At 38.9% G+C, this 13,861-nt stretch carries 14 protein-coding genes and 1 riboswitch; of the genes, 4 read left to right on the top strand and 10 right to left on the bottom strand.

Going from position 1 to position 13,861, the window contains the following annotated elements:
• The first annotated feature begins 37 nt into the window (after window positions 1-37).
• Window positions 38-958 (top strand): hypothetical protein, encoded by a 921-nt coding sequence (locus tag ABE28_RS15940; RefSeq protein WP_064463618.1) that lies wholly within the window; start codon window positions 38-40, stop codon window positions 956-958.
• Window positions 959-1,093: 135 nt separating this feature from the next.
• On the opposite strand, the gene ABE28_RS15935 is transcribed toward ABE28_RS15940, so the two are convergent.
• From ABE28_RS15935 to ABE28_RS15890, 10 genes are all read right to left on the bottom strand, one after another.
• Window positions 1,094-2,635: a pectate lyase family protein gene (locus tag ABE28_RS15935; RefSeq protein ID WP_064463616.1), complete on the bottom strand. Its 1,542-nt coding sequence runs from the start codon at window positions 2,633-2,635 to the stop codon at window positions 1,094-1,096.
• 103 nt (window positions 2,636-2,738) lie between these two features.
• Window positions 2,739-3,785, bottom strand: coding sequence for a glycosyltransferase family 4 protein (locus ABE28_RS15930; RefSeq protein WP_064463614.1), 1,047 nt, complete (start codon window positions 3,783-3,785; stop codon window positions 2,739-2,741).
• Between the two features lie 2 nt (window positions 3,786-3,787).
• On the bottom strand, window positions 3,788-4,597 hold the full coding sequence (locus ABE28_RS15925; RefSeq protein WP_373921352.1) for a glycosyltransferase family 2 protein: 810 nt from the start codon (window positions 4,595-4,597) through the stop codon (window positions 3,788-3,790).
• The gene (locus tag ABE28_RS15920; RefSeq protein WP_064463610.1) at window positions 4,569-5,789 is read right to left on the bottom strand and encodes an O-antigen ligase family protein; all 1,221 of its coding nucleotides are present in this window, start codon (window positions 5,787-5,789) and stop codon (window positions 4,569-4,571) included. Before ABE28_RS15920 ends, ABE28_RS15925 begins: the two co-directional genes overlap by 29 nt.
• Window positions 5,770-7,236 (bottom strand): lipopolysaccharide biosynthesis protein, encoded by a 1,467-nt coding sequence (locus tag ABE28_RS15915; RefSeq protein ID WP_064463608.1) that lies wholly within the window; start codon window positions 7,234-7,236, stop codon window positions 5,770-5,772. The genes ABE28_RS15920 and ABE28_RS15915 overlap by 20 nt, the downstream gene beginning before the upstream one ends.
• A 16-nt stretch (window positions 7,237-7,252) precedes the next feature.
• Window positions 7,253-8,245, bottom strand: a complete 993-nt coding sequence (locus ABE28_RS15910) for an NAD-dependent epimerase/dehydratase family protein (RefSeq protein WP_064463606.1) — start codon at window positions 8,243-8,245, stop codon at window positions 7,253-7,255.
• A gap of 23 nt (window positions 8,246-8,268) precedes the next feature.
• Window positions 8,269-8,820, bottom strand: coding sequence for a sugar transferase (locus tag ABE28_RS15905; protein ID WP_167353430.1), 552 nt, complete (start codon window positions 8,818-8,820; stop codon window positions 8,269-8,271).
• A gap of 104 nt (window positions 8,821-8,924) precedes the next feature.
• A complete protein-coding gene (locus ABE28_RS15900; protein ID WP_064463602.1) occupies window positions 8,925-9,548 on the bottom strand; it encodes a P-loop NTPase family protein in 624 nt (207 codons plus the stop codon).
• Window positions 9,538-10,281 carry a YveK family protein gene (locus ABE28_RS15895; RefSeq protein ID WP_064463600.1) on the bottom strand — a complete coding sequence of 248 codons (744 nt, stop codon included), beginning with the start codon at window positions 10,279-10,281 and terminating at the stop codon, window positions 9,538-9,540. Before ABE28_RS15895 ends, ABE28_RS15900 begins: the two co-directional genes overlap by 11 nt.
• Window positions 10,282-10,379: 98 nt before the next feature.
• On the bottom strand, window positions 10,380-11,555 hold the full coding sequence (locus tag ABE28_RS15890) for an acyltransferase family protein (RefSeq protein ID WP_064463598.1): 1,176 nt from the start codon (window positions 11,553-11,555) through the stop codon (window positions 10,380-10,382).
• A 1,188-nt stretch (window positions 11,556-12,743) separates the two neighbouring features.
• Window positions 12,744-12,826: riboswitch (cyclic di-GMP riboswitch) on the top strand.
• 18 nt (window positions 12,827-12,844) lie between these two features.
• Here ABE28_RS15890 and ABE28_RS25135 point away from each other — a divergent pair.
• The 3 genes from ABE28_RS25135 (at window position 12,845) to ABE28_RS25820 (ending at window position 13,678) form a co-directional block, all read left to right on the top strand.
• Window positions 12,845-12,979: an anti-repressor SinI family protein gene (locus tag ABE28_RS25135; protein WP_257390608.1), complete on the top strand. Its 135-nt coding sequence runs from the start codon at window positions 12,845-12,847 to the stop codon at window positions 12,977-12,979.
• Between the two features lie 206 nt (window positions 12,980-13,185).
• A complete protein-coding gene (locus ABE28_RS25130) occupies window positions 13,186-13,323 on the top strand; it encodes a hypothetical protein (protein WP_156775799.1) in 138 nt (45 codons plus the stop codon).
• Between the two features lie 223 nt (window positions 13,324-13,546).
• The gene (locus tag ABE28_RS25820; RefSeq protein WP_257390607.1) at window positions 13,547-13,678 is read left to right on the top strand and encodes a YwzD family small protein; all 132 of its coding nucleotides are present in this window, start codon (window positions 13,547-13,549) and stop codon (window positions 13,676-13,678) included.
• The last annotated feature ends 183 nt before the right edge of the window (window positions 13,679-13,861 follow it).

Here is a 13,861-nt window from a genome sequence, read left to right as displayed (position 1 = left end):
CAATAATACTACCCATAAGAAAATAAGGATGTGTTTCATGAAAAAAATCATCGTTTTTGCCTTCTGTTTATTGTTACTCGTTTTCTTCATTTTCCAGCAGAAACATTCTCCATCGAAGCACGAAGAAAAGATTTATGTTGAAGATTTTAAAGGGGCTACTGATTCTGCGAAAATTCAGGCTGCGATTGATCATGCGAAAAAAAATAAGCTAAAGACGGTTATGCTGGATGATCGGGATTATGTGATTTCATCACCGATCATCGTGAGGAAAGGCGTTAAGCTGCTTTCCGGATACGGTACGAAGTTGATTGTCGAGGGGAATTTCAGGGTGCTTGAGCTTGAGCAGAATGCTTCCATTGAAGGTGCTTATGTAGTGATCAATGATGCTGATTTCAATTCTGAGGTCATTTATTTAGATGGGAAATATAAGTACTATAATACTTGGAACAAAACCGAGGTGAAGGATGTAAATATCATTAATTGGTCCGAGAGTCATCAGGGGACGGGAATTTCTTTATATGCCGGTGGTAAGGAACAGGAGATTTCATTCGTGAACTTTGAGGATATCAAGGTTGCAGGGATGAAGACGGGAGTGAAGCTAATGGCAGAAGCACCGGCTTCAGGTAAGGCATGGGTGAATGCCAATCGGTTTGTGAGTCTATCGTTAGAGGATTGTGTGAATATGATAGACATAATTAGTGGCACTACCGTCCCGAATGAGGTCAGTGGCAACCAATTTACGAACTTACAAATACAGCCTTCAGACAATACAAAGCGTATACTGAAAGTAAGTGGGCAATACAATACGTTCGAGGGAATGATTTGGGATTTGGACAAAATCACGATGCAAAACGAAGTCATTGAACTTACCGAAAATAGCATGAACACTAGCTTTGATATGCCGTCATTGCCGATGGACCGGATCACAGATAATGGTCAGGCCAATAGGTTGAATTAATGGAAAGGGTGATTAGCTAATAAAAGAGGCACACACCCTGTATTTTGAATGGGAGAGTCAACTGGTCTTATCCTCATTATCTATGAACTTCCTCATTGGATAACGAGTATATGTGCCAGTTTTTTTATTTACTGCTCATAGCTTTGAGGTGATGATTTGACCTTGGTCATTCATGCTCACTTTCCACTTCGTACCGTTTGGTGAAGTCATTGTCACGGCTTTTCCTTTTTGCAGTTCCAGATCTCCATATAATGTTCCGCCTGCGGTCGGCAGCCATGCTGCACCTTGCTGCAGCGAGGATCTTGCGAAGATCCGGTTGATCCGGAATCGTTTGTGCTCCTGTGTATAGCCGCTTAAGGTCAGTCTAATTTTATAGAGCGTTTCTGCTCTTGTTTCTGATATAACCGTGTTACCGGCATTGAATGGGAGGTTTTTGGCAACGGTCCATGGTCCATTCAAGCTTTGTTGATATTCAATCACAACGCGGCTGGGGCTTTCATTCCATCCAAAATAAATGCCAAAGCAATTGAGCATGTTAATGGGCTGCTTCGAAAAATCCAGTTCGATCACAACCGGTTGGGCACTGGGAACATCCAGGTAATTGACACTTTGTTCATCGAGTAAGTTGAAACAGTTATTGATAGTACCTCCGTAAGGGGCTTTTCCGGAAAGCTGACGGACAGCGTAGCGAACGTTTGCCTGTACTAAAATATCATCCTGATTCCCGACGAGATGGGCTTTACCGAGCGCAAGAGGCGGAGTTACCTGGAGGGATTCTTCATGAGGAGTTGTGCATCGGTTGTATTGGCCGCGATCAAGAATCGATGTCGCTACTTGATTCGAGTTCAGGTAATTGTGATGGGAAGTAGCCGAGAATTCAATGACGATGGGAGGGGTATCCATACGGTACGTATCCCATATGACACCTCCAAATAGATTGTAAGCGCCTGAGCAGCGAATGACTTTTTTTGTTTGTTTTCGGCATTGGACTTGGATATCGGTAAAGGTATTCCCCGAAATTTCGTATGGCAAATCGCTGTTTCCTACGATCTCGATACCGTACTGGCAGCCATCGATAAAAATCGACTGGAAGGAGTTCGCATTGATCCAGCAGGGGGTATCTACATTGAACAGTTTTTCGGTTTTTAGATAGATGGCGGTTTGGAAGTTAGTGATTTGGAGGGAGCTTACCTTAAAGAAGCTGATGAAATCCCATGCTTTTTTACAGGATAAATGGATGGCTATTCCTTGGTAGCTTGCCGATCGGTTTATCAAATTGATGTTGGATATGGCTGTATGATTATGGATCTCGATTTGTTGCTCCCCCGAAAGAAAAATGACGGATGAATTAAAACTCTTATCGACCACTTCAATGGTCCCGCCGGAGATGGATGCATCCTTTTGGAGTTCAAAAACCTGGAAATCACCTTTTACACGTAATGTGATGGTGGGATCCATTTCAAGATGTACATTCGACTTGATGACAATGGGGGAGGATAGGGTATATTGCTTCGTCCCTGTAATGACAACTTTTGAATAATGATTATCTACACAATAATCAATCGCTGCTTGAATGGCGGCTGAATTGTCCGCTAGATCAGGATGGGCGCCAAAACAATCAATATTGGCAGCATTCCCGTTCTGGCAGTCTTCAGGGAGGTTGAGTGGGTCTGCCATGTATAACACTCCTTTTATGGTAATGTTATATAGTATATGCTTGTCCAGAATGGATGTATAGGTATAAAAAACAAAAACAAACGAGAGCATCGTTTGTTTTTTATCATTGATACGTTTTAAGTGTGGAATGGATCATACGCGAGAGGGAGAAGGATTCCTCGACCTTTTGCCGTGCTTTGCTTCCCAATCGCAGCCTTAAGTCCTCATCTTCCTGAAGAGATTGGATCTGTTTAGCAAATTCCCGTTCTGAGTGATGTGGAATGAGAATCCCGGTTTCATGGTCCACGATCGCTTCTTTAATGCCGCCTACATCGACTGACATCATCGGCGTTCCTGCCGCCATTGCTTCGAGCACGACCATTGGGAAGACTTCTCTTATTGAAGTTAATAGAAGTACGTCCATATTGCATATGAATTCGTATGGATTGGAAGCATTGCCTAGGAGCATCACTTTATGTTGTAGCTTTAAGTCTTTAATCACCTCTTCGACGAACTCCCGCTCAGGTCCATCTCCAGCGATATAAAACATCACGTTAGGTACCTCTTTTAACTCATTTACGATTTTTAAGAAAAGCTCATGATTTTTCTCTTTTGATAAGCGGGCTAGAATGCCCACATTGAATGCTTGCTTAGGCTGAATCTGTTTAAAAGAAAAGTGTTCAACATCCACTCCGTTGTAAATCGTCCGAATAAGCGCTTCATTTACTCCTAGATGAAGCAGGTTTTCTTTTTCAAAATTACTAATGGCGATGATTTGCTCTACATGCTCATTCAGCACCCTTTTAAAAAGGGAAGGCAGCTTTTTTTCCAGGATGGTTACATTATGCTTCGTGTACACCAGCTTGATCTTTCTTCTGGTCAGTTTCTTGATCGCAATCGAGTAAAGCAGCATGCGCAAGCTATTGGCATGAATCACATCAATCTGTTTTAGGAGGACTTGTTTGCTTAACAGCTTTAGATTAGCAGCATGATTCTTTACGCTTAACGGAATGAATTGTTGTTTGTGCTGGATGTGCTTGTATAATTCACCAGTGGCGGCGGCAGAGTAAAAGGTCATGTTGTTATCTTGGAGATGGTTTTCCAATTTGCAAAAATACATCTCGGCTCCGCCTATTATGAGTTTATCGGTAAGTAGCAGGACATTGTTCATATTCATTTTCCCCCATTTTGTATAGAGACAGGCTGTAACCCTCTGCTTTTGTTGTAGGCATTATAGGCATATTTGGTAAAATAAAAATTCGCTTCGACAATATTCAGTTTTTCCTGGACCCTCAATAGCTTCCAATATCGATAGGCAGCCTTCCATTTATTTCTTGAAGTCGAGTTACTGACGATCCGGTATTTGGATAGAATCTTCGGTAAGCCATGCGCTTGGTATCCGTTCCGCAGCAATGACAGCCATAATGCCGTATCCTCAGGCTGGATATCGGGCATTTCAATATGCTTGATTTGCTTTCTATCCAGCATAACGGTTAAACAGCCGATCGTCGTATTTCCAATCAGGTGCTTATAATCGACTGTTTGCGGTGCCTTTACTTCGATAGCAAGTGAATGGCCTTGTTCATCTATTAAAGAATAAGAGGTAAAGGAAAAAGCGAGATTCCCGCTTTTCATGAATTCGACTTGTTCGTCCAATTTAGTAGGAAGCCATAAATCATCACTATCAAGAAAGGCAATATAATCTCCGCGTGCTTCTTTAATGGCTATATTCCTAGCACGTGCCGCCCCGACATTGTTAGCTAAAGGGATTAGTCTGATCCGTGAATCCATAGCCTCATAGGATTGAATGACCTGTACCGAGTCATCCTGTGAGTGATCGTCCACAATGATCATTTCCCAGTTAGGGTAGGATTGATCCAGGACGGTGTCGATGGTTTCCTTAATATAGGCCGAGCAGTTATATGAGGGCGTTATCACGGAAACTAAAGGACTGTCATCCTTTATGCTGAAAGTCATTATAATCCACCTCTTTTCTCTCATATAGGGAAATATATTTTAACGTTAATGCTAAAAAGAAAAAAAATGCTTCATTGATCATAAGCGAAAGGGACATCATCTGTATCAAGAAGGCAAACAGGGTAAGCACAATGAACGGTTTTTCTTTATGTAATCTAGTCTTGAATAAGGTGATGATGAGCATCAATAAAAAAGATAGGTAAAAAAGGAAACCAATGATTCCGGATTCCACTAAAACTTCGAGATACGTGTTGTGGACATAAAGCTTTTCGTCATGCTCGAAGGCGTAATAATCGGAAAAGTTGAAAGCACCAATACCGAAAAGGGGATTGGACATGAAGTAGTTAAGTGCCTGCTCCCATAGCTCGAACCGTCCGCTTCCTCCATCGGTTGAAAAGTCATCAACACGGCTCGTGATGATGTCATTAACATCGATATGTATGAGTGATGCAGCGATATACATCATGGATATACATAATAAGGATACAACGATCATTTTGATTTTTTTTGAAAAATTAGCTATCAGCATGTACAAAAACACCACAAGGACAAGAGCTAAAATTCCGCCTCTTGAAAAAGTCAGGAGGGAAGTGATCATGCATAGGATGAATCCGGCTGAATGCTTGAAGCCCTTTAAATGGGTTAAATAAAACGAGAAAAATAGAGTGTTAAAGAAAATGAAGATGTTTGGATCATCAAGCAGACCAATCAATCTTGGATAATCCCGGTCCAATAATAAACCATATGATGTAATCTCAACACCCGTCGGGAATCTTCCTGTCACCTGTATTCCAACGATATATAAGAATAGGCTGAGGATGTTGAAGATGATTCCTACATTGGCAATGGAGCTTTCAATGGCACCTATAGACGTTAACTCCAGTACATATCTCATGATGAAATAACAGCCGATTACGAGTATCACTCCCAGGATGACGCGAATGCTTGATTCAGGATATTGTGAAAATGCGCCGCTCAGGCAATAAGTGAAATAAAATAGCAGCAAAAGGATTTCATAATGATAAAGTGTACCGAAATAAAAATCCCGAAAATGCATGCAGAAAAAAATGGCTAGAAATATCATGTAAATTTTTAAGGAAAAACCGATGGAGATATTGTATTTACTGAGCGTTATGAAAAATAGCAAGAGAAAGACTGACCATATGGAGGTGTTTTTATTAATTAGCAATCTTTCCATTCCCTTTTTGTCTCCCATCTTGTTCATGTTTGGCCGTATGTTTCTTTTTAATGAAGTTTGTGATTAGATCCTTGATCTGTTTATCAAGCAGCAATATGGCGGCTGTTACCATCATGATGGTGGAAATCATGGCTATGAAAGGATGCTTTGATAATAAGTAGTCCATCAAGCCAAAGCTAATCGTAAAGAAGGCACCATAAGGCAGGATGACCTTTGTAATGACCGTTTTCTTCTCTGGGTAAGCAATGACATAGCCAATGAAGGAGACAATCTCCATGGTTAATACGGCAAAGGCTGCACCAGCGACAGCATAGTTGCTGCTCATATAATAGAAGGAAAGCAACCCGATCATGATGGTGAAAAACTGAACGATTGTACGTCTGTTTTGTAGGCCTCTGGTTGTGAGACCGTCAGCGATGGCAATGTTAAAGCCTTGCAGAACGATGATGAAGGCCAATATTTTCAAAGGCTGAACCGCAGAGCCCCACTCGGCACCAAATAAAAGGGTGACGAGGTAGGCAGCCAGGTAAAATAATGATACCGTCATGCACATACCGATGTATGACATGATTTTCATTTGCAGTATATTTAATCTCGTGTGTTCGCCCAGTTCACCTCGATTATATTGCTTAAACAAAAGCGGAAAGAAAGCCCCTGCAATGACCCCTGGTATTTGGTATAAAGCGGATGGAATCCGATAGGCTACTGCAAATAGGCCAACAAGCGTTAAAGGCAAGGTCTTTTCCAACACTAGCGGACCCAATTGCGGGATTAACATAATGAATAATCCACTGATCAAAAACGGACTGAGGTTCGTTAACAATTTTCTTTCAAAAGAAGTTCCCCAATTCATTTGCGCTTTCTTCAGCAGTAAATACAGGCTGTAAAGTCCACCGGATAAATAAGAAAATCCATATAAAAAGGCGGCTATATGGACATCGACTTGCAAGCCCATACTAACTGCTGTTGAAATGATCAAAGCGACGGACGAGAAGATTTTGATGGATGCTATGAACTGCATCCTTTCAATCAATTGAAAATAGGTGATGCCGATACTTTGCATGGCCAGGCCAATAACCATCGGAATCATCAAGCTATAAATCATATACAAAACGTCTTGTTCTTGATAGAGAACCTTGATTGCGAAGAAGAATACAATAAAGGTTACTAACAAGCAGACAATCCGAAGATTCATATAAGATGAAAATGTTCTTCCGAGGTTTTCCAGCTTCGTTCCTTCACGCAAAAAAGTATTGCTTACTCCGAGATCCGTAAAAAAGTTCATGACCATGGCAAGTGCAAGAGCCACACTGAAAATTCCATAGTTCTTGGAGTTGAAATAATTGGCTAATAAAATGAGAGTCGCAGCATTTAATACATTTGATAGAATGGTGCTGTAAAATAAATGAACAATATTGATCAATATGGAGTTTTTCTTTGTATTCACTAGTTTTGCTCCCGATTCAAGACGATAAAGTCGTTGGCTTAAGAATAGGTGAAGTTGAACCAACTTCGGTTGCAGGTAAAGAATGCTGGTTTTGATTGGCATAAAATTCATATGTGCTGGCAAGGCCGGATTCAAGTGAATGAATGGGTTCCCAACCTAATTTCTGGATAGTCATTTTATTGCAAAGTAAGCTTTCTTTAATATCCCCGTTTTTCGCTGGTCTATAAAGGGGAGATATATGATGACTGCCAAATGATTGAATGATGGAAAATAATTGATTGATGCTTGTACTGGTGGTTGATGAGATATTGAAGGTGCCGCTTCCTTCGAATTCCAACGCTTTCACATTGGCATCGGCTACATCATTTACAAAAATGAAATCTCTCGTTTGATTACCGTTCCCATATATATAAGGCCGCTCATTATTGATGACTAAATTAGTGAAGATCGATATGACGCCGCCTTCGCCATTGGCTGTCTGCCTAGGCCCATACACATTACTGTACCGAAGATTCACATAGTTTAAATCGTATAATTCTTTAGCAAGCTTTAGATAATCCTCTGCCGTCTTTTTTGAAGCACCATAAGGAGATAATGGAGAAGTAGGATGTGATAAAGTGATGGGCATAACATCGGAATCTCCATATACGGCCGCGGATGAAGCGAACACGACCTTTTTTACCGAATACTTATGGGAGAGCTTGGCGATGTTGATCGTTCCCATGATATTGATCCGTGCATCGTTCGTAATATCAGATATCGACTTTTGTACACTAACCTGGGCAGCTTGGTGGATGACATAGTCAGGCCTGAAGGTATCCATTGCATTTTCAAGGGAGGCTTCATCTTCCACATTTCCAAAGAAGGGAGTGACTTTGGCTTGTACATTCCCGATGGAGCCGCTGGATAGGTTGTCATATATGGCCACTTCATAATTTTTCCGCATCAATGCATCGACAATATGAGAGCCGATAAACCCAAAGCCCCCGGTTACTAGTACCTTATTCATTTTTCATTACCCCTTTTAATAGTTTATCTGGCTCCATTACCCGTAAAGACGATAGTCAGCGTTCGTAAGAAAATCTTGAGCTCCATAGTAAATGAGCGATGGCGAATGTAATATAAATCGAAATGCAGCTTCTCTTTTGGCGTTAAATCATACCCCCCATTCACCTGCGCCCATCCCGTTATTCCAGGCTTCACATATAAACGGTTTTTAAAGCCAGGCAAAAACGTTTCGAATTCTTTATAAAAATATTCCCTTTCAGGCCTTGGACCGATGAGTGACATATCTCCTTTTAAAACATTAATTAATTGAGGGAGCTCATCAATCCTGGTTTTTCGGATAAATGCGCCGATTCTCGTCACCCTCGGATCATTTTGGCTTGCCCATTTAGGACCGTTTTTTTCGGCGTCGATGCCCATGGAACGTAATTTGATTATTTGGAAAGGCTTCCCATCCAGCCCGAGTCTCTGCTGATAAAAAAAAGGCGAGCCAGTCGAATCAAGAGGGATGAGAATGCAAAATAAGAATAAAACAGGTGATAAAAGCAGCAACAACAAAAACGAGATGATAAAATCCATAGCACGCTTTATATGAAAATATGATGATGTCGATAGTGGCTTCAGTAGAATTTCTTCTTGTCCATCGACTCTTACTTTAGATTCCAATGGTTACCCTCCTTGAGTCATGAAATGATCATTGATCCCGATATTTCAAGATTCGCCCTTTCAAATTGCCTTTTCACACCTGCAATCTTTTCTAACTTATCTCTTCCTTCTTGTATCGCTAAAATGATGCCATCACAATATTTAGCTACAATATTCGCATCAGGTTTATCCAAGCTATCCGATGTGTGAAATAAAATGATATCGAAATGTTCCTTCCATTCCGCTATCAAAGTAGGGAGGGTGTCTAATGTTAATAAAGCTGTTGGTTCATAAAGTACTTCGCTTGTTGGAAGACAAAATAGAGTCCCTTTTATATGTATAGCCTGGTTATTAAGGGGCGCTTCACTTAAAAGCAAGTTGGTCAAACCAAATGAATTATCGATATTAAACAATTGATGCAGCGAAGGTTGGCGCAGATTTGCGTCAACTACCAGCACCCGTTTTCGTTGATCGGACAAGGCGAGTGCCAAGTATGCGGCAGCATTTGCTATATGTTGAGATTGTGAGATGGAAGTGATCATCAATACGGAATTATCTTTTTGAAGTTTGGCCTGAATCGTATTACATATGGAATATAATTGGTCTTTATTGATTACATCATTTAGGTAAAAGGATTGTTTCCTTGTGAATTTAATACTCACTGAATTCACCTCGTTTCGTGGAAGGTAAATTTTTATAAGATGTTTTCCGTTTTCTGTTAGCTCTTTTGTCATTTACATGTAAACGACCTAATATAGGAATGCCAAGACGCTCAAGTTCCCGATCTGTGTAGGTAGAGTCATCGAAATGTTCTCTAAGAAGCGCCAATCCTATTCCGGCAAAAAATCCGATTACAATTGAAATGGCGATGATGAATTTCGGTTTTGGGAAAAGCAGCTCTGCTTGACCCGTTTCGTTCTCATTAAGGATACTGATTTGTTTTACACTTGTAATGTCCTTGAATGTTGAGATGGATTGCGTCGCGACCGTTTGAGCGATCACTTTTGCGGATTCAGGATTTGAATCCTTGACGGCAATCGTAATGATTTGTGAATTATCACGATTGGTAATCGATACTTGTTTAAGTAAGTCATAGCTTGAAGTCTTAAGATTCAATGCCTCTTTAACACCTATCATGATTTGCGGACTCTTGATAATATCCATATATGAAAGGGCGAGTTGCCTATTTTCTTGAACTTTATTTATGGAAGCTTCCTTTTCATTCATGCTTAATGATCCCGCGAGCACTTGCGTCGAGTATTGATACGTAGGTTTCATAATATACAGGGATGAAAAAATAATGAAGCCAGTTATACAAAGTGCAGTGAGTATAATGATCAGCAGTCGTTTTTTTAGAATCCGTATAAAATCTTTAATTTTCACTTTTTCATTCATCGAGTTCACCACTTTTTCGAAATAGTAAGAAAATCCATAAGTTTAAAGATGGAGCTAATGATTTTTTGTAAGTATGGGTGTTCGGAAAACGTAAGCAGTTATCCGACTTTGCGTTTTGCCTCGATTGTTTCTTCTATCGTATCTATCCGTTTCGTCTTCGTAAAATAAGATCCGAGCTTCATCGATGGTTTTTCTATGAATTGATAAGCCACTGAAGAGAGTAGAATAGAAAAGATCAAGGAACATACCAATAATAAAAGGGTCGGCATCTTACCGTAAAATAGGTACATCAATGAGAATAAGGAAACGAGATGATATAAATATAAGCTATATGATATTTTCCCTAGAAAAGTAAGAATGTTAGATCTTAATAGCCTAGAAGCTTTTTGGGAAGACACGCTTAAGGTGATAAAGATACAAACACCAAATGAGACTACATAATCTCTAAAAATATAATTGTTCAGAAAATCAACTTCACCAATGATCCCCTCGTACATGAAACAGATAATTGCGACAATTAATAATGTCGTTTTCATCACTTTTCGCATTTTCGAAGCATAGGCAAAAAGTTCATGTCGGTATTTAGCCAAGATAGCTCCCATTAAAAAAAGAGTACAGTAATGAAGGCTAAGAAGAATGCTCGTAATACTTAAACCAGAACCAAACACATAAAGAATTAAAGTCGTTAATAGACTTAAGCCTCCAAGCCAAAATAATGAGTACATAAGCTTTTTTCTTATAAATAAGAAGATTAATACAGGAAATATAATGGATATTCTCATTTCGTGAACAAGTGACCAGATTACATTGTTATAGGCATCTGTATTGTATTGTCCAATAAATAAAAAATGTTGTATTAATAAGGAAGGTGTATCCAAGGATTTCCACGATTTAGCAAACCACGTACTGATAAATGGCAATTCAGTATGACTTAAGAGAACCTTTGCTAGTATAGCGATGCTTATAGCCACTATATATGGAATATAAATTCGAAACATCCGTTTTACTAAGAATGTAGAATAGTCGAATTTTTTACTATTAATGGATAAATACAAAACAAAACCACTCAATACAAAGAACAAAATGACAGACTCATTTCCACTGCTGAAAATAAGGCGTAGGGGGCTCTCCTTGAAAAAATAGACCATATTCGGGCTGTTTGAACCGTACTGATAATTTGCATATGACGGGAAAACCATCATATAGTGCCCAATTAAGACAATAAGCGCTGCCACCCCCCTTAATGAGTCAAATTCCCCATATCTGCTAGTCATATTTTCCTCCATATGAACCGTTTTTTTATAATATAGCATTTGTTCTCAATAAAGTATACTAAGTTCTTTAAAACAGACAAAATTAGACAAAAAAAGCATAAACCTAATGATGAAATCTTATATTTTGCCTGAGGAACATATAAAAAAAAGTAACGTTAATTCTTTGGAATTCGAAAGAATATTGGAAAAAAAGCAGCTTTTTTTTATTTGTTCCTATATGCCTAGAGCATCCACTGATTCAAGAGACAATTGACTGTAAATAGGCAAGTCGGGTTACGGGAAGGACAAATGTTAAAAAAGATATAGTCCTAATGGCTGAGGAAAGTTTACCAATAGATAGTGAGGTAAATAGAAAGAGGAATGAAGCTAATTGACATAATAATGTAAGAGTGGTAAGTTTTTTTTATTAATTCGTTATAATGAACAAATCGTTCTTAGATAAAAAAGATAAAGAGATTTTATAAAAATACAGTTGTGAAAATGGTAAATATACATTTGTATTTTTTCCTCATCCAAAGCAAAAACTCGATTAATGAATTAGAAAAGAAAGGATGAATTTTTATGCCTTTATACCAAATGAGAGAAGTATGGACACCTTTAAAATTAGTTGGAGTAAAGTTTTACAAAACAGATGATGGAAGTATTTTCATGAAAGTGTTTAATAAACATCGCAGAAAGTTAAAGTGATCAGGTTTAGACGATGCAGATCAAGTGCTTGTCATGAATCAGGGAGAAATCATACAGGTGGGTGAATATAATCAGTTAGCGAATGTGAGGGGAGGGATATTCAGCCATTTATTAGGCATTCCAAAGAAATCTAGTGTGTATGGGTAAAAGACATATATATCATGTAAGGAAAGTCAGGATGCACCTATGAAATGGTTTGTCATCCTGTCTTTTTTTATAGGGTAGTTACTGAAATGCTTGATGATGATGGTATGGAAATTATTTTTATGGAATAGTAATATTATTTAATTTCAACAGTTGTTTCTATTTTTTCTGAATGGAGAAAGATTGATTTAACAATGATTTTATATCAAGATGTCGCTAATTGGTGAAAAATGACGAAATAAAACGAATAGTATTATGAGCTATTTTGATCCTTTTAATCATAATTAAAAGTATAATAATAGTAAGTATTCAAGATAATTAATATTGGTCTAATCGATTGGAAAAAATGCGGAGAATTCTTGAGAAAGGCAAACCTATTGAAAAGTAGGGACGCAAAATTACAGGTCTAAGGCTAATGCTAAGATGGCTGTGTTGCCACAAGTTGGGTGGGGTTTGTCTTGAACGCAAGCAAGGAATTGGAAGAATGGGTTAGTTTAATGGTGGAAGCGAGAAATGCTGGGCTATCCATTGAAGATGTGCAAATATTCATTGCAGAAAATGGTACGAGAGAAAAGCAATACATAAGAGTATAGGAAAGGGTTTCTTTGAAAGACTGTTATACAGTCTTTTTTTTATTTCATCCCAAGTGAACCTTCTACAAAAGGAAGATGAAAAATAGTTCATATAATCTCTTAAATATTTCGCGATGTGTGCCGATACTATACATATAAATAAAGCAAAGGGACTTCGCGGAGGGCGATGTCAGTTAGCTGCCATCAGAATTAAAGGAGATTATTCGATGACAAAAAACAAATTCATTACGTTCGAGGAAGTTTATGCAAAGAAACAGAGAAAAAAGAAGCTGTTTATCGGGTCTTATATTACGATTATTTTGGTTTTAATTTCAGTCATGACTTTTTTTCTGGGTCAATCATAATTGGGGAATGCTGGGGCTGAGGAATCGGTCCTTTTTTTTGTTGTATCCGCTAAATATACTAGTTGAACTAGTTACTAATGGTAGCTTTACAGTAATTTAACTTGTCATATTCAACCATATATGTAATTATCAATTAAATGAGCTATATTCCTAATATATCAAAAATTGGAATGGGAAAACAGTATGAGCGGGCGGCTCGACTATATGGGAGTTGGATTTTGAAATGGAATTTTTAGAAATCTTAAAGGATACGTACGCAAAAGGGGAGTCTGGAGAGGATATTACGATAACGGAGCTGGTGGAGGAGCTTAAGGGAAAATTAAGCGCAATCATCGAGGAGCCTGAACGTGTATGATCCATAATACATATACCCCATCCGGGGCGATGGTGATTTTCTTTTTTCTCGCAGATCTATGAGGAGCAGGGGATGACGCCTTTATTGGCGCGCAGTTCGCTTTAATAGGATTGCTTGGGGGAGTTTTCCTTCATGCTTGGGCGGGTTGAGGTGAGTGGGCATACTTCAACACCGGTTTACTTT

It is taken from the genome of Peribacillus muralis (genome assembly GCF_001645685.2).
GTDB lineage: Bacteria > Bacillota > Bacilli > Bacillales > DSM-1321 > Peribacillus > Peribacillus muralis_A.
This window is presented reverse-complemented; position numbering and strand designations above follow the sequence as displayed.

Coding starts and splice junctions, on each gene's coding strand:
- ABE28_RS15910 (WP_064463606.1), bottom strand. CDS start 8,245: ATGAATAAGGTACTAGTAACCGGGGGCTTTGGGTTTATCGGCTCTCAT.
- ABE28_RS15905 (WP_167353430.1), bottom strand. CDS start 8,820: ATGGATTTTATCATCTCGTTTTTGTTGTTGCTGCTTTTATCACCTGTT.
- ABE28_RS15935 (WP_064463616.1), bottom strand. CDS start 2,635: ATGGCAGACCCACTCAACCTCCCTGAAGACTGCCAGAACGGGAATGCT.
- ABE28_RS15920 (WP_064463610.1), bottom strand. CDS start 5,789: ATGGAAAGATTGCTAATTAATAAAAACACCTCCATATGGTCAGTCTTT.
- ABE28_RS15890 (WP_064463598.1), bottom strand. CDS start 11,555: ATGACTAGCAGATATGGGGAATTTGACTCATTAAGGGGGGTGGCAGCG.
- ABE28_RS15940 (WP_064463618.1), top strand. CDS start 38: ATGAAAAAAATCATCGTTTTTGCCTTCTGTTTATTGTTACTCGTTTTC.
- ABE28_RS15930 (WP_064463614.1), bottom strand. CDS start 3,785: ATGAACAATGTCCTGCTACTTACCGATAAACTCATAATAGGCGGAGCC.
- ABE28_RS25130 (WP_156775799.1), top strand. CDS start 13,186: ATGACAAAAAACAAATTCATTACGTTCGAGGAAGTTTATGCAAAGAAA.
- ABE28_RS25820 (WP_257390607.1), top strand. CDS start 13,547: ATGGAATTTTTAGAAATCTTAAAGGATACGTACGCAAAAGGGGAGTCT.
- ABE28_RS15895 (WP_064463600.1), bottom strand. CDS start 10,281: ATGAATGAAAAAGTGAAAATTAAAGATTTTATACGGATTCTAAAAAAA.